The sequence below is a fragment of the Salinarimonas chemoclinalis genome, from assembly GCF_041514305.1.
In the GTDB taxonomy this organism is placed as follows: Bacteria; Pseudomonadota; Alphaproteobacteria; order Rhizobiales; family Beijerinckiaceae; genus Salinarimonas; species Salinarimonas chemoclinalis.
Map to the genome: position 1 here is coordinate 102,216 of NZ_JBGMWH010000010.1, position 13,504 is coordinate 115,719.

General features: G+C 70.7%; 16 protein-coding genes. 7 read left to right on the forward strand and 9 right to left on the reverse strand.

Features of this window, described 5'->3' with window-relative positions; translation table 11 throughout:
• Positions 1-31 precede the first annotated feature (31 nt).
• The gene (gene xth / locus AB9M23_RS15840; protein WP_372425533.1) at positions 32-814 is read right to left on the reverse strand and encodes an exodeoxyribonuclease III; all 783 of its coding nucleotides are present in this window, start codon (positions 812-814) and stop codon (positions 32-34) included.
• A 174-nt stretch (positions 815-988) separates the two neighbouring features.
• On the opposite strand from xth, the gene AB9M23_RS15845 reads away from it, so the two are divergent.
• Positions 989-1,330, forward strand: coding sequence for a hypothetical protein (locus tag AB9M23_RS15845; RefSeq protein ID WP_372425534.1), 342 nt, complete (start codon positions 989-991; stop codon positions 1,328-1,330).
• 9 nt (positions 1,331-1,339) lie between these two features.
• Here the strand turns inward: AB9M23_RS15845 and AB9M23_RS15850 are convergent, their stop codons facing one another.
• Complete coding sequence (locus tag AB9M23_RS15850; protein WP_372425535.1) at positions 1,340-2,104, reverse strand: nucleotidyltransferase family protein; 765 nt, start codon at positions 2,102-2,104, stop codon at positions 1,340-1,342.
• A gap of 161 nt (positions 2,105-2,265) precedes the next feature.
• Between AB9M23_RS15850 and AB9M23_RS15855 the strand changes: the two genes are divergently transcribed.
• Positions 2,266-3,057 (forward strand): hypothetical protein, encoded by a 792-nt coding sequence (locus AB9M23_RS15855; RefSeq protein WP_372425536.1) that lies wholly within the window; start codon positions 2,266-2,268, stop codon positions 3,055-3,057.
• Here AB9M23_RS15855 and AB9M23_RS15860 read toward each other — a convergent pair.
• Entirely contained in the window at positions 3,054-4,238 is a 1,185-nt protein-coding gene (locus tag AB9M23_RS15860; protein WP_372425537.1) for a pyridoxal phosphate-dependent aminotransferase, read from the reverse strand. The genes AB9M23_RS15855 and AB9M23_RS15860 overlap by 4 nt on opposite strands.
• 157 nt (positions 4,239-4,395) lie before the next feature.
• Here AB9M23_RS15860 and AB9M23_RS15865 point away from each other — a divergent pair, with 157 nt between their 5' ends.
• Together AB9M23_RS15865 and AB9M23_RS15870 are read left to right on the forward strand one after the other, a co-directional pair.
• The gene (locus AB9M23_RS15865) at positions 4,396-4,911 is read left to right on the forward strand and encodes a methyltransferase family protein (protein ID WP_372425538.1); all 516 of its coding nucleotides are present in this window, start codon (positions 4,396-4,398) and stop codon (positions 4,909-4,911) included.
• 57 nt (positions 4,912-4,968) lie between these two features.
• A complete protein-coding gene (locus tag AB9M23_RS15870) occupies positions 4,969-5,268 on the forward strand; it encodes a hypothetical protein (RefSeq protein ID WP_372425539.1) in 300 nt (99 codons plus the stop codon).
• 6 nt (positions 5,269-5,274) lie between these two features.
• Here the strand turns inward: AB9M23_RS15870 and AB9M23_RS15875 are convergent, their stop codons facing one another.
• Entirely contained in the window at positions 5,275-6,405 is a 1,131-nt protein-coding gene (locus AB9M23_RS15875) for a patatin-like phospholipase family protein (RefSeq protein WP_372425540.1), read from the reverse strand.
• Between the two features lie 125 nt (positions 6,406-6,530).
• Positions 6,531-6,947: a phosphoribosyl-AMP cyclohydrolase gene (hisI, locus tag AB9M23_RS15880; RefSeq protein ID WP_372425541.1), complete on the reverse strand. Its 417-nt coding sequence runs from the start codon at positions 6,945-6,947 to the stop codon at positions 6,531-6,533.
• Positions 6,948-7,131: 184 nt separating this feature from the next.
• Between hisI and AB9M23_RS15885 the strand changes: the two genes are divergently transcribed.
• On the forward strand, positions 7,132-8,280 hold the full coding sequence (locus tag AB9M23_RS15885) for a GNAT family N-acetyltransferase (protein ID WP_372425542.1): 1,149 nt from the start codon (positions 7,132-7,134) through the stop codon (positions 8,278-8,280).
• Positions 8,281-8,319: 39 nt separating this feature from the next.
• Here AB9M23_RS15885 and folE read toward each other — a convergent pair whose 3' ends face one another.
• Positions 8,320-8,958: a GTP cyclohydrolase I FolE gene (gene folE, locus AB9M23_RS15890; RefSeq protein WP_372425543.1), complete on the reverse strand. Its 639-nt coding sequence runs from the start codon at positions 8,956-8,958 to the stop codon at positions 8,320-8,322.
• Between the two features lie 191 nt (positions 8,959-9,149).
• On the opposite strand from folE, the gene AB9M23_RS15895 reads away from it, so the two are divergent.
• Positions 9,150-9,593, forward strand: a complete 444-nt coding sequence (locus tag AB9M23_RS15895; RefSeq protein WP_372425544.1) for an iron-sulfur cluster assembly scaffold protein — start codon at positions 9,150-9,152, stop codon at positions 9,591-9,593.
• A 36-nt stretch (positions 9,594-9,629) separates the two neighbouring features.
• On the opposite strand, the gene AB9M23_RS15900 is transcribed toward AB9M23_RS15895, so the two are convergent.
• The 3 genes from AB9M23_RS15900 to AB9M23_RS15910 form a co-directional block, all read right to left on the reverse strand.
• Positions 9,630-10,328: a PhoH family protein gene (locus tag AB9M23_RS15900; RefSeq protein ID WP_372425568.1), complete on the reverse strand. Its 699-nt coding sequence runs from the start codon at positions 10,326-10,328 to the stop codon at positions 9,630-9,632.
• Positions 10,329-10,729: 401 nt separating this feature from the next.
• Entirely contained in the window at positions 10,730-11,704 is a 975-nt protein-coding gene (locus tag AB9M23_RS15905; RefSeq protein WP_372425545.1) for a threo-3-hydroxy-L-aspartate ammonia-lyase, read from the reverse strand.
• Positions 11,704-12,480, reverse strand: a complete 777-nt coding sequence (locus tag AB9M23_RS15910; RefSeq protein WP_372425546.1) for an enoyl-CoA hydratase — start codon at positions 12,478-12,480, stop codon at positions 11,704-11,706. The genes AB9M23_RS15905 and AB9M23_RS15910 overlap by 1 nt, the downstream gene beginning before the upstream one ends.
• Positions 12,481-12,575: 95 nt before the next feature.
• Here AB9M23_RS15910 and AB9M23_RS15915 point away from each other — a divergent pair, with 95 nt between their 5' ends.
• Positions 12,576-13,502 carry a ParA family protein gene (locus AB9M23_RS15915; protein ID WP_372425547.1) on the forward strand — a complete coding sequence of 309 codons (927 nt, stop codon included), beginning with the start codon at positions 12,576-12,578 and terminating at the stop codon, positions 13,500-13,502.
• Positions 13,503-13,504 lie beyond the last annotated feature (2 nt).

Genomic DNA, 13,504 nt, shown 5'->3' on the forward strand with positions numbered 1-13,504 from the left:
GCGCGGCGGGGAGGCCCGCCGCGCCGGCTTCTCACGCCCTCAGCCGCACCGTAACCGGCACGTGGTCGGACGGCTTCTCCTTCGCCCGCTCCTGCTTGTGGATCGTCACGCCCTCCAGCCGGTCCGCCGCCTGGGGCGAGAGCAGCAGGTGGTCGATGCGGATGCCCTTGTCGCGCTGCCAGGCGCCGGCCTGATAGTCCCAGAACGTGTAGCGCCCCGGCGCCTCGTCGCAGGCGCGAAGAGCGTCGGTGAGGCCCAGCGCCATCAGTGCGCGGAACCTGGCGCGGGTCTGCGGCAGGTAGAGCGCGTCGCCCTCCCAGGCCGCCGGATCGGCGGCGTCGCGCAGCTCCGGGATGACGTTGTAGTCGCCCGCGAGGACGAGCGGCTCCTCGAGCCGCATCAGCTCGCGCGCATGCGCGATCAGCCGATCCATGAAGGCGAGCTTGTAGGGATACTTCTCGCTGTCGACCGGGTTGCCGTTCGGCAGGTAGATCGAGGCGACGCGCACGACACCGGACGCGATCGAGATCACGCCCTCGACCCAGCGCGCCTGCTGGTCCTCGGCGTCGCCGGGCAGCGCCTCGCGCACGTCCTCGATCGGGTGCTTGGAGAGCAGCGCCACGCCGTTGAAGCCCTTCTGCCCCACCGCCGCGACGTTGTAGCCGGCATCCTCGATCTCCGCGCGCGGCAGGTTGTCGAGCGTCGTCTTGAGCTCCTGCAGGCAGACGACGTCCGGCGCCTCGACGCGCAGGAAGTCGAGGAGATGCCCCTGGCGCTGCCGGATGGAGTTGACGTTCCAGGTCGTGATGCGCATCGGGGCCTCGGGTCGGGTCGGGCGGTTGACGGATCGGGCGGGACGCTCGACTTATTCCGTCACGGGTGCGCCATTGGCAAGGGGCGCGTGCGGGCGCCCATCGACGGATGCGAACTGGCGTGCCGGGTCATGAGTTGCTAGACTGTGTGCCCACAGGGGAGGCTTGCTCACCGCATGGCGATCTTCGTCCACGTCGAAACGGGAGATCTGCTCGTCGAGGCATTCGACGAGGGGGTTCCGCTGCCGCTTTTTCGGCACCCGGATGGGACGTGGGAGCCCGCCGACGTCGGGACGGAAGCTCTTCTGTCCGACTACTTGCCCGCCGTGTGGGCTAACGACACCGACATCCTGGCCGAGGCTCGAAGCGTCTGCGAGCACTTCATCTCGCTGCTCCCCTCCGACGGCGTGGACGAGATGACGATGTCGCAGATCCGAGATCTGCTCGCTCAGCGGGGAAATCTAACGCTGCATCATCGAGCGCACGAGAGGCTTCGCACGAATCGGCTCGCGGTTTGACGACTTCGCTCATGCCCAGCTCCATATATGGCCTGAGAGGCTCGTGCCGAGGAGAACGCTCGACCCATCGACGCTGTCTTGCAGCTCCATCATCCTCGCACCGAGCGCTTCACTCTCCGGGAACGCCGGGTCCGCAGCGGCGGTCTTCCTGAAGACGGCGTCGTTGCTCGCGAGGCACAGATCGAGATCGCGTGCGCGCGCTCGGGTCTGCGCCAGGGTGAGTTCGGCTCCCGCGTTGCGCCAGCGCCGGTAGACACCATGGAGCGCAATGTCGCTCAGCCGGATCTGGTCCTCGTAGGTCATGTAGTGCTCGACCAGCATGCCGGGCGCGATCCGCATGTCGCAGGCGATGACGCGCCAGCCGTAACGCGTACCGGCGATGAATTTGCCGAAGTCGATCTTCACCGGCGTTGCGACGTCCCCCCGCTCGAACTCGTCGCGGAAGAAATCCAGGACACGGAATGCGTCCTCGACCGAGCGCAGCCTCGTGCGGAAGCGCACGAAATCGCGCAGATGCGCCAGCGCGAACCACGGGCGCTCGCGCAGGAGCGTCGGACGCGACGCCTTCTGCTTCGCAGATTCCGGCGACTTCAGGCTGATCTCGCAGGCGAGGCCGGTCTGCGCGCGCAGGCGGGCGCAGAGGTCTTCGAGCAGAGGGTGCGCCTGCTCCCGCAGCGCGAGCATCGCCGCGAGCGCGCCACGTTGCCGGACGATCTCCGGATCGAGATCGTTGACGATGTCGGCCAGCGGCCTCTCGTCGTCCTCCGTCCGCATCGCGTCTCCCCCGCCCCGTTCAACCAACTTGCTAACCGGCTGCGCGAGCACGTCAAGGCTGCCGGGGCGTCCCTGTGGAGGGCGCGGGCATCGACTTCCTCGCCGGGCGGAACCTTGCTACTTTCGTCGCAATCACGATCTCCCGGGGGAGCGACTCGCGCATGGACGAGACCGGCTGGTGCGCCCCGATCGACCTCTATTGCGAGCGCGCCGGCGTGGGGTTCTGGGCGGAGCCGGTCAACGCCGTCTCGAACGCGGCCTTCCTCGTCGCCGCCGTCGTCGCGCTGGCACTGTGGCGCCGCGCGGCCGGCCGGGACGTCTACGCGCTCGTGCTGATCGCCATCGTCGCGGCCACGGGGATCGGCTCGTTCCTGTTCCACACCTTCGCGAACCGCTGGTCGCTCCTCGCCGACGTCGTCCCGATCACGCTGTTCATCTACGGCTTCTTCTTCCTCGCCATGCGGCGCTTCGTGCGGCTCGGCGCGCTCGGTGCGGGCATCGCGACGGGCCTCTTCCTCCTCGCGAGCGCCGCATTCCCGGCCGCCTGGGGCGCGCTCTTCGGGCCGGAGGCGGACGCCAACGGCTCGGTGTCCTACTTCCCGGCGGCGCTGGCGCTGATCGGCGTCGGCGGGCTCCTCGTGCTGCGGGCGCGCCGCGCCGAGACCGTGCTCGCCAACCGCAAGAACCGCGCCTGGGCCGGCGAGGAGGACGAGGACGCGCGCGCCCGCGCCTTCCTCGAAAAGGTCGTCACACCCCACGCGGCCGGAACGGCGCTCCTGCTGGCGGCGGCGACCTTCGCGCTCTCGCTGGTCTTCCGCTCGGTCGACGTCGCCGTCTGCGGCTGGCTGCCGCTCGGCACGCACTTCCTCTGGCACGTGCTCAACGCGGTCGTGCTGTTCCTGTGCGTGCGCGCCGCGATCCGAGTGCGGGCCGGGCTCGCGACGGCGGCCTAAGCCGACGGCCGCTCCTCGCGCAGGAACCGCCCGATCCGCCCGAGCGCCGTCTCGATGGCGCTCTCGGAGGCGGCGTAAGACAAGCGAAGGTAGCCCTCGCCGTACTCCCCGAAGTCCGGCCCGCCGATCGTCGCCACGTGCGCGCGCTCGAGCAGGGCGGAGGCCAGCGCCTTCGCGCCCCACCCCGTGTCGCGGATGTTCGGGAAGGCGTAGAAGGCGCCCTGCGGCGTCACGCAGGAGACGCCCGGCAGCGCGTTCAGGCCCTCCACCACGAGCCGCCGGCGCCGGTCGAAGGCGGCCATCATGGCGTCGACCGCGTCCTGCGGGCCGGTCAGCGCGGCGATGCCGGCGTGCTGGGTCGCGGCGTTGACACAGGAGAACGAGTTCACGGCGAGCTTGCGCGCCGCCTCGTAGAGCCCGTCGGGCCACACCGACCAGCCGAGCCGCCAGCCGGTCATCGCGTAGGTCTTCGAGGCCCCGTCGAGATGGATCAGCCGGTCGCGGATCTCCGGGAACGAGAGCAGCGAGACGTGCTCGGCGCCGTCGTAGGTCATCGAGCCGTAGATCTCGTCGGAGAGGATCACGACGTGGGGGTGCGCCGCGAGCCCCGCCACGAGGGCCTCGATCTCGGCGCGTGGCGTGACGCCGCCGGTCGGGTTCGCCGGCGAGTTGAGGATGACGAGGCGCGTGCGCGGGCCGATCAGCGCCAGCGTCTCCGCCGCGGAGAACGCGAAGCCGTTCTCCTCGCGGACCGGGATCGGCACCGGGCGCGCACCGGTGAAGGAGATCATCGAGCGGTAGATCGGAAAGCCCGGGTCCGGGTAGAGGATCTCGGCGCCGGGCTCGCCCAGCATCAGGATCGCCATGAACATGGTGACCTTGCCGCCGGGCACGACCAGCACGCGATCGGGATCGACCGTGGCGCCCGTGCGCCGGGCGAGGTCGGCGCAGATCGCCTCGCGCAGGGGAAGAATACCGGTCGCCGGCGTGTAGCCGTGGTGCCCGTCGCGCAGCGCCTTCACACCCGCCTCGACGACGTGGTCGGGCGTGGCGAAGTCCGGCTGGCCGATGCCGAGGTTGACCACGTCCGCGCCTGCCTGCGCGAGCGCGGTCGCCCGCGCCAGGACGGCGAAGGCGTTCTCCTCGCCCAGACGGGAGAAGGCGGAGATCGGGGTCGGCATCGTTGCGCTCCGGCGGCGGATGATCGGGGCGCGGATTGTGCGCGGGCGCGCGCCGGGGTCAAGCGCGGGTGCGATCCGATCGCACGTCCACCCTTCCTTCAGGGCTCGGGCGCCAGGATGGCGCGTACCGACCCGTGTCGCCGCAAGGACCGATCCCATGGCCCTCACCTCCGCCCTGCCCCATCGCAGCGCGCTCGTCGCCGGCGCGGCCTGGGCGGCGACCTTCGGGCTCGCGCTCGCGCTGGCGCCGCGGCTCGCGGCCGATCTCGCGGGACCTTCGCCGCGGCTCCTCGCGCTCGCCGGCGCGGGCGCGCTGTTCATCGGCCTCGTCGCTCTCCTCCAGCGCGAGATGGGGCTCGCCCTGCGCGCGTCCAGCTTCGGCGATCCGCGCCGGCTCGTGACGAGCGGGAGCTTCGCGGTGAGCCGCAACCCGATCTATCTCGCCTTCCTGATCCCGCTCGCGAGCTTCGCGCTCTGGTCGCCCCTGGCGGCCGGCGCCGGTATCGGGCTCTACCTCGCAGCCATGACGCTCCTCGTGGTGCGACCCGAGGAGCGTGCGCTGGCCGAGGCCTTCGGGGACGAGTTCGAGGCGTGGGCCCGGCGCACGCCGCGCTGGATCGGCGTGCCTGGTCGCCCGAAACGAGAAATCGGTCGCGACGTCGCAGGCGCTTGACACGCGCCGACCCGCGGCGGGAGCATGGCGCGTCGCCTCGCCGAGGGAGACGCGTCGATGACCGGCCTCGCCCGCCCCGTCCGAAAGCTGCCGCTCCTCTGCGCCGCGGGCCTCGCCCTCGGGGCGCTCGCCGGCCCGGCGGACGCGCAGGAGCCCCCGGCGGTGCGCACCTCCGCCCCCAACGGGACACGGCTCGCGCAGCCGCTTCTCGGCCCGCACGCCTGCATGTGCCGCGCCTACGGGCAGGCCTTCGAGCCCGGCGAGCGCGTCTGCCTCTCCGGGCGGCTCGCGGAATGCACGATCGCGATCAACGTGATGAATTGGCGGCACACCGGGGAGGCCTGCCCGCAGACCTGACCCCGCTCAGCGCGGAAGCTGGCGCTCGGCCTCGGCCAGGAGCTCTTGGAGGTCGGGCAGCACGCGCCGCGCCGCCTGCGCCCCGAGGTCGATGGCCTCGGCGGCGCGGTGGAACTCGAACAAGCCGACGGCGCCGAGCTTCGGCGACACCATCAGGTCCGGCGGGTCCCCCGCGAGGCGCGAGCGCGAGATGCGGTCCTGGGTGATGTTGAAGGCATCGATCATCACGCTCGCCACGCCCGGCCCGATGCGCGGGCGAGCCGGGCGGTTGCGCACCCGGTCGGCAACGCCCCGCACCGGGCCGAACAGGCCCCAGCGCCGCGGCTCCCCGATCACCGCCTCGACCAACTCGTCGTCCTCCTCGTCCTCCGGGTGCGGCTCCAGCGACTGGATCGTCGTGCCGCGCAACTTCAAATCGCCGTTGAGGTTCACGCACACGACGAGATCCGCGCCGAGCGCGCGGGCCGTCGTCACCGGCACCGGGTTGATCAACGCGCCGTCCATCAGCAGGCGTCCGCCGATGCGGACCGGGTCGATGATGCCCGGCAGGGCGTAGGAGGCGTTCACCGCCTGGACCAGCGGACCCTTGGTCAGCCAGACCTCGTGGCCGGTACCGAGCTCGGTTGCGATCGCCGCGAAGGTGCGCGGCAGATCCTCGATGCGCAGGGCCCCGAGATCGACCTCGAGCAGCCGCTTGAGCCGGTGGCCGGCGATGAGCCCCGAGGCGCCGATGTGGAAGTCGAGGAGGCCGAGCACCCGGCGCTTGGTGAGGCCGCGCGCGAAGGCCTCGACGTCGTCGAGCTTGCCGGCGGCGTAGCAGCCGCCCACGACGGCGCCGATCGAGGAGCCGGCGATCACGTCGGGCTCGATGCCGGCCTCCGAGAGCACCCGCAGCACGCCGATGTGCGACCAGCCCCGCGCGGCGCCGCCGCCGAGCGCGATGCCGATCTTCAGGCGGTTGCGCAAGCCGCGCTGCGGCTTCGCCTCGGGAACGGGCGCGGGCGTGCCGGTCGACGACGTGGAGACCGCCCCGGCGGCGGGCGCGGCGGGTGCCGCGGCCGAGGAAGCGACGCCGAGCGCCGTCTCGCCGATGCTTCCGGCCCCGAAGGCTCTCCGCGCCAAATCTCCCAAAAGCATGCCGCACTCCTCGAGCCCGTCCCGCATCGTCTCCCTCGATCGATGAAGGAGACTTGAACAACGCGTCTGCAATGCGGATCGATGCGGCGGATCGCCCGAAAAGCGTCGCTCGAAGGGCTGCGCCTTCACGGCTCCGGAACGGGAACGAGCCGCGGCCCGCCCTCGCCCGGGACGACCCGGCGATAGAAGCACGCCCGCCGGCCGGTGTGGCAGCAGCCGCCATCGCCCCCCACGCGCACGCGCAGGAGCAGCGCGTCCTGGTCACAGTCGACCCGCATCTCGACGAGCGTCTGCACCTGCCCCGAGGTCGCCCCCTTGTGCCAGAGCGCCCGGCGCGAGCGCGACCAGTACCAGGCCTCGCCGGTCTCGAGCGTGCGCGCCAGCGCCTCGGCGTTCATGTGCGCGAGCATCAGGATCTCCCCCGTGTCCGCGTCGACCGCGATCGCGCTGACGAGCCCGTCCGGCCCGAAGCGCGGGGCGAGGATGTCGCCCTCCTCGAGGGCGTGCTCGTCGGGGGCGGTGGGGAAGGTCGCGTGCGGCATGGGGGTCGTCCGAGGGTGAGGCGGCCGGCCTCGACGAGGACCGGGCGCACAGGTGGCGGTGTTCGGACGCTCGCGTCAAGGCCGCGCGCGGGCGCTCGGGCGCATCGAAGGTGCCCGAAGGTTGAAACCGGGCGGCTCGCTTGCGAGGATGCACGGAGGCGAAGGCGCGGAACGGGAGGCGACCGTGGCGGCGACTGGAACCGAGGCATCCGGCGACGCCATCGTCCTGCGGGCGCTTCACCCGGACGATCGAGCGGACGTCGCCGCGCTCGCCGCGCGCGCGTTCCCGGCCATGCAGGCGTCGTTCGCGGTGCCGAGCCGAGAGGGTGGCGTCGTAGCCCTCGTCGAGGGCCGCATCGCCGCGGTCTCGCTCGAGCGGATCATCGTGCTGCCCGGCGGGACGAAGGCGGGGATGATCGCGTGGCTGATGACGGACCCCGAACGACGCGGCCTCGGGCTGGCGTCGCGCCTGGTGCGCGAGAGCCTGCGGCGCCTGCGCGAGGCCGGATGCACCGCGGTGGTGACGGACGTGGAAGGGTTCAACACCGCATCGGCGAACGTCTTCCATGGTGCCGGCTTCCGACGCTGGACCCCACGCACGCAGCCGAAGCGCTGGAGCCCTTTCGACGTCGCCTGGCTGTGGCTGCGCACGGGCGTCGTCCTCGATCCCGGACATTTCCTGTGGATCGCCCATGCGGACGGAGAGGTGCACGACCGCGCGCCCGCCGCGCCGATGCGCGCGCGCGCCGTCGCCATCCTCCTCAATGCGGCATTCGCTCTGCTCGCTCTCTCGCTCGGCGGCGGCATGCTGCTGCCCGGCGATGCGGGCGTTCCGAGCCCGACGACCGCGCTCGCGTTCCTCGTCGGCGTCGCCGTGCTCCTCCTCGTCCGCGAGAGCGCCATGCGCGTCGCGTTCGGCCGGGGCGGCGGCGCGCTCGAGTTCCGGGCCTGGGAGGGAGGCTGGGGGATCACGGCTGCGATCGCGCTGCTGCTGGGGCGTGCCATGCCGATGCCCGGCAACGTCTACCCCGCCGGCGACGGGTGGCGCACGCGCGACCACGTCGGGCGGCTCGGCCGCGGTGCGGTGGCGAGCGCGCTCGCCCTCGCCGCTCTGGTTCTCGCGGCATCGGCGGCGCGCGGAACCGGCATTTCGCCGGGCGTGGACGCGGTCGCGGCCGCGATCGTGTTCGTCGGGAAGCCGCTCCTCGTCTTCGACACGGCGATCGCCGTGGCGCCGTTCGACGGCTTCAACGCCCGCCGCCTGCGGAATTTCCACACGCCGACTTGGCTCGCCCTCGCGAGCCTCGGCATCGCCGTCTTCGTCTGGGGCTGAGCACACGGCGGGCCGCGCCGCGAGGCGCGGCCCGCCGCTTCACTTCCCGAGCCGGATCTGCGTGAAGAACCGGGCCTGCTCGGCGGGCTCCTCGCGGAAGAGGCCGGTGAAGACCGTCGTCACCGTCGACGCGCCGGCCTTGCGCACGCCACGCATCGACATGCACATGTGCTCGGCCTCGATCAGGATGGCGATGCCCCGCGGGCGCAGCGCGTCGTCGATGGCGTCGGCGATCTGCTGGGTCATCGTCTCCTGCGTCTGCAGGCGCTTCGCGAAGACGTCGACGACGCGGGCGAGCTTCGAGAGCCCGACCACGCCCTTGGACGGGAAGTAGGCGATGTGGGCCGAGCCGTGGAACGGCACCATGTGGTGCTCGCAGTGCGAATGGAACGGGATGTCCCGCACCAGCACCATGTCGCCGTAGCCCTCGACGTCCTCGAAGACCTTGGCGAGCACGCCGCCGGCATCCTCCTCGTAGCCGCCGAAGAGCTCGCGATAGGCCTTGGCGACGCGCTTGGGCGTCTCCTTCAGCCCCTCGCGATCCGGGTCGTCGCCGGCATAGGCGATGAGCGTGCGCACCGCCGCCTCCGCCTCCTCCCGGCTCGGCCTGATGATCGTCTTCTCGCCGGCGTCGTGCTCATCCACACGCGCGGACAAGGTCTTAACCACGGCATCCATGGTGGCGCCTCCCGCTTCGATTTACGCCCACGCTTACGCGCCGGCGCGCGCCCCGGATGGCGCTTCGCGGCACATGGCCGCAGCGAAGGTCGCGCGGCCCGCGCTCGGTCCGACGCGCCGTGTCCCTCGCCCTCCGAGGCTACACGGCCTATATTGGACCTCGACGGGGAAATTACGAGCCGGACGTTGCCATGCTCGACGACATCTACAACGCGCGGATCCTGGAGCTGGCGGCGGACATCCCGCGGCTCGGCCGGCTTCCCGCGCCGCAGGCGAGCGCCACCGTGCGCTCCAGGCTCTGCGGGTCGACCGTGACGGTCGACCTCGTCGTCGCGGACGGGCGCGTCGTGGACTTCGGCCACGAGGTGAAGGCCTGCGCGCTCGGCCAGGCGGCGTCCTCGATCATGGCGCGACACGTCGTCGGCGAGACGCCCGATCGGCTGCGCGCGCTGCGCGAGGCGATGCGCGCGATGCTGAAGGAGGACGGCCCGCCTCCCGCCGGCGCCTGGGCCGATTGCGCCGTGCTGGAGCCCGTGCGCGCATTCAAGGCCCGCCACGCCTCGACGCTGCTCACCTTCGACGCCGTGGTGAAGGCGCTCGACGCGATCGAAGGCGAGAGCGCCGCGGTGGCGTGAGCGCCGGGGCCGCGCCGGCGGGCCTCGTGCGGTTCCTCAGACCGCGTGCGCCCCCTCGAGCGCCGTGAACGCCCGCACCCACATGGCGCACACGCCCGAGCGGACGATGTCGTCGGCGTCGAACTCGACGATCGGCACCGGCAGGCCCTGCGCGCGAATCATGGCGATCACCTGCGCGAGGCCGGAGGTCTCCCTGAGGTCGCACTGCGAGACGTCGCCGTTGATCACCGCCGTGCAATCCTCGCCGAGCCGGGTGAGGAAGGTCTTCATCTCCTGGAGCGTGGCGTTCTGCGCCTCGTCGAGGAGCACGAACGTGTCCGACCAGGAGCGCCCGCGCATCACCTCGAAGGGCACCATCTCGATCTCGCCGTTCTTGAGCGCGATGTCGAAGGCCCCGCGCCCGATCCGCTCGCGGATGGTCTCGACGACCGGCGCGGCCCAGGGGGCGAACTTCTCCTCCAGCGAGCCGGGGAAGAAGCCGAGCGAGCGACCGGCGGGGACGTTGGGGCGGGTGAGGACGATGCGGCCGATCCGCCTCCGGCGGTAGAGATCGGCGGCGTGGGCGGCGGCGATCCAGGTCTTGCCGGTGCCGGCGGGCCCCAGCACGATCGTCTGCGGGTTGGCCTGGAGGGCGGCGATGTAGGCCGCCTGGGTCGCGTTGAGGGGCTTGATGGGAGCGAGCGCCCGCTCGTGCTCGAACTTTCCGCTGGCGGGTCCTGCGTGGAGCTCGACGATCTCACCGGATTCGAAGGAGCGACGGGTGCGGCGCTTCTGCTTGTCGTAACGCTTGCTCAACGGCCTGCCTCCTTGGCGGCGACGCGGGACCACCGCCCCGGGCGCCGCGTCGGAGCGTCCGGAACGTCTCGCGAGGAGTGGGTGGTGGCGGAAGGGAGCGGGTGCCGTCGAGAGCTGCGACGCCGAGGCGAGCCGAGGGGGTTCGGCGTCTGCCGTGATCGCTGAGGGGAAGGTCTGCGCGACGCTTCACACGATCCTCGTCGGTTCGAGGGCCTCGTCGATTCGAGAGACCCGCTCCGAAGTGCAAGGTGACCGATTCGTGTGACAGTTTAGTTCACGACGCCCCGGGGTGGCGAGTCCGTGCCGCGTGCGGTGCACATCCAGGGCCTCGGCCGGCGGCGTCACCCGGCGATCAGCGCCGCGAACCGCGCGAGATCGACGTTCCCGCCCGACACGATCACCCCGACCCGCGCGCCAGCGAGATCCCCCGCCGCGAAGGCGGCCGCGGCGGCGAGGCAGCCGGTGGGCTCCACCACCTGCTTCATCCGCTCGGCGAAGAAGCGCATCGTCTCGACGAGCGCCGCGTCCGGCACGGTCACCACGCCGGCGGCCTTCGCCTGCAGGATGGGGAACGTGTGCGCGCCCGCCGCCGTGGTCTGGGCGCCGTCGGCGATCGTCCGGGGGACCGGGATGGTGAGGATGTGGCCGGCCTCGAGCGAGCGGCGGATGTCGTCGCCCGCCTCCGGCTCGACACCGTAGACCGCGCAGCCCGGCGAGAGCGCCTCCGCCGCGAGGCAGGCGCCCGACGTGAGCCCGCCACCGCCGAGGCAGACGTAGATCCGGTCGAGCGGGCCCACCTCGTCGAGAAGCTCCTTCGTCGCGGTGCCCTGGCCGGCGATCACGTCGGGGTGGTCGAAGGGCGGGATCAGCGCGAGCCCGCGCTCGGCGGCGAGGCGGCGACCGATCGCCTCGCGATCCTCCGTGAAGCGGTCGTAGAGCATGACCTCGGCCCCGTAGCCCCGCGTCGCGGCGACCTTGATCGCGGGCGCGTCGGTCGGCATCACGATCACGGTCGGCGCGCCCAGCAGCGCGCCCGCGCAGGCGATCGCCTGGGCGTGGTTGCCCGAGGAATAGGCGACGGCGCCCCGCGCCCGCGCATCCGCGTCGAGCGCCGCGATGGCGTTGTAGGCGCCGCGGAACTTGAAGGCGCCGGTGCGCTGGAGGCTCTCCATCTTGAAGAAGAGCCGCGCGCCCGTGCGCGCATCCGCCGTGCGCGAGGTCATCACCGGCGTGCGATGGGCCACGCCCGCGAGGCGCGCGGCGGCGGCCTCGACATCGGCGAAGGTGGGCAGGCGCAGTCCCGTCGTCTGGTCCATCAGCGGTTCCCGAACTCCGCCTTGCGCTTCTCGACGAAGGCCTGCATGCCTTCCTTCTGGTCGGCGGTGGCGAACATGGCGTGGAAGACGCGCCGCTCGAAGCGGATGCCCTCGGCGAGCGTCGTCTCGTAGGCGCGGTTGACGCTCTCCTTCGTCATCAGCGCGATCGGCAGCGACATGTCGGCGATGGTCGCGGCCACCGTCAGCGCCTCGTCGAGGAGCCGGTCCACCGGCAGGACGCGCGATACGAGCCCGGCGCGCTCCGCCTCGGCGGCGTCCATCATGCGGCCGGTGAGGCACATCTCCATCGCCTTGGCCTTGCCGACGAAACGGGTGAGGCGCTGCGTGCCGCCGGCGCCGGGCATGACCCCGAGCTTGATCTCGGGCTGGCCGAACTTCGCGGTTTCCGACGCGAGGATGAAGTCGCACATCATGGCGAGCTCGCAGCCGCCGCCGAGCGCGAAGCCCGACACCGCGGCCACGATCGGCTTGCGCCGCGCGGCGACCTTGTCCCAGGCGGTGATGAAGTCGTCGAGATAGGTCTGCGGATAGGAGAGGCCGGACATCTCCTTGATGTCCGCCCCCGCTGCGAAGGCCTTCTCCGAGCCTGTGATCACGATGCAGCCGATGCCGGGGTCGCGCTCGTAGGCGTCGAGCGCCTCGTTCAGCTCCGCGATCAGCGTGGAGTTGAGCGCGTTGAGCGCTTGCGGCCGGTTCAGCGTGACGAGCCCGACCTTGCCGCGGGTCTCGGTGAGGATGGTCTCGTACTCGGGCATGGCGTCGCCTCCTAACCTTCTTAGCTACCACGGTTGCCGGGAGCCCCGAAAGCACCTAGAACGGGTTAGAAGCAGGGTCCCCGGGGGCTGAGTGCATGAACATCGTTTCGGTCATCAATTACAAGGGGGGCGTCGGCAAGACCTCCTTGACCGCGAATCTGGCCGCCGAACTCGCATGGCGGGGAAAGAGGGTCTTGGTGATCGACCTCGATCCGCAGGCGAGTCTGACGTTCTCGTTCATACGTCCGGACGAGTGGCAGGCTCGCTTCGAAGGGTCCGGAACGATCAAGGCATGGTTCGATTCGTTCGAGCGCGGCAACCCATTGCGTCTGGACACGCTGATACAAACTCCCGACAGGCTCCACGCCGCACTGCATGGGCGCGGTAGGTTCGACGTCATCTACTCGCATCTGGGTCTCATAAACGTCGATCTCGATCTCGCGACGAAGCTCTCCGGTGCAAATCTCAGCCAGGCGAAACGTAATTTTCTCACCATTCACCGGCGACTCGCAGAAGGGCTCGCCTCGTGCCCCGACCTTAGATACGACCTCGTGATGATCGACTGTCCACCCAATTTCAACATCGTCACCAAGACAGCGATCATCGCCAGCGATTACCTGCTCGTGCCCACCCGCCCCGATGAGCTCTCCACGCTGGGTATTTCCTACCTCCTTCGCAGCGTGGGGAGTCTGATCAAGGACTACAACGAATACGCTTCCTTGGATGATGGAGACGTGCAGGCTACGATTGATCCCCGGGTCGTCGGCGTGGTGTTCACCATGATCCAGGAGTATGCGAATCGTCCGATCAGTGCACAACGAACATATATCGCGAGCGTCGCTCGCTCGCCTGGTCTCGACGTATTCGAGAGCTATATCAAACGAAACGACACAATCTTCGCCAACGCCCCGCAATATGGTGTACCGGTCGCGCTCCACAACTACTCGAACATGTCGCACCAAAGCGTCGTGGATGGTATAGAAAGCGTCGCAGACGAGTTCATGCGTCGGATCGGCCTCTGAAG

Bases quoted from the DNA above. Each gene is read 5' to 3' on its own strand.
- xth (WP_372425533.1), bottom strand. From the start codon at position 814: ATGCGCATCACGACCTGGAACGTCAACTCCATCCGGCAGCGCCAGGGG.
- AB9M23_RS15845 (WP_372425534.1), top strand. From the start codon at position 989: ATGGCGATCTTCGTCCACGTCGAAACGGGAGATCTGCTCGTCGAGGCA.
- AB9M23_RS15850 (WP_372425535.1), bottom strand. From the start codon at position 2,104: ATGCGGACGGAGGACGACGAGAGGCCGCTGGCCGACATCGTCAACGAT.
- AB9M23_RS15855 (WP_372425536.1), top strand. From the start codon at position 2,266: ATGGACGAGACCGGCTGGTGCGCCCCGATCGACCTCTATTGCGAGCGC.
- AB9M23_RS15860 (WP_372425537.1), bottom strand. From the start codon at position 4,238: ATGCCGACCCCGATCTCCGCCTTCTCCCGTCTGGGCGAGGAGAACGCC.
- AB9M23_RS15865 (WP_372425538.1), top strand. From the start codon at position 4,396: ATGGCCCTCACCTCCGCCCTGCCCCATCGCAGCGCGCTCGTCGCCGGC.
- AB9M23_RS15870 (WP_372425539.1), top strand. From the start codon at position 4,969: ATGACCGGCCTCGCCCGCCCCGTCCGAAAGCTGCCGCTCCTCTGCGCC.
- AB9M23_RS15875 (WP_372425540.1), bottom strand. From the start codon at position 6,405: ATGCTTTTGGGAGATTTGGCGCGGAGAGCCTTCGGGGCCGGAAGCATC.
- hisI (WP_372425541.1), bottom strand. From the start codon at position 6,947: ATGCCGCACGCGACCTTCCCCACCGCCCCCGACGAGCACGCCCTCGAG.
- folE (WP_372425543.1), bottom strand. From the start codon at position 8,958: ATGGATGCCGTGGTTAAGACCTTGTCCGCGCGTGTGGATGAGCACGAC.
- AB9M23_RS15895 (WP_372425544.1), top strand. From the start codon at position 9,150: ATGCTCGACGACATCTACAACGCGCGGATCCTGGAGCTGGCGGCGGAC.
- AB9M23_RS15905 (WP_372425545.1), bottom strand. From the start codon at position 11,704: ATGGACCAGACGACGGGACTGCGCCTGCCCACCTTCGCCGATGTCGAG.
- AB9M23_RS15910 (WP_372425546.1), bottom strand. From the start codon at position 12,480: ATGCCCGAGTACGAGACCATCCTCACCGAGACCCGCGGCAAGGTCGGG.
- AB9M23_RS15915 (WP_372425547.1), top strand. From the start codon at position 12,576: ATGAACATCGTTTCGGTCATCAATTACAAGGGGGGCGTCGGCAAGACC.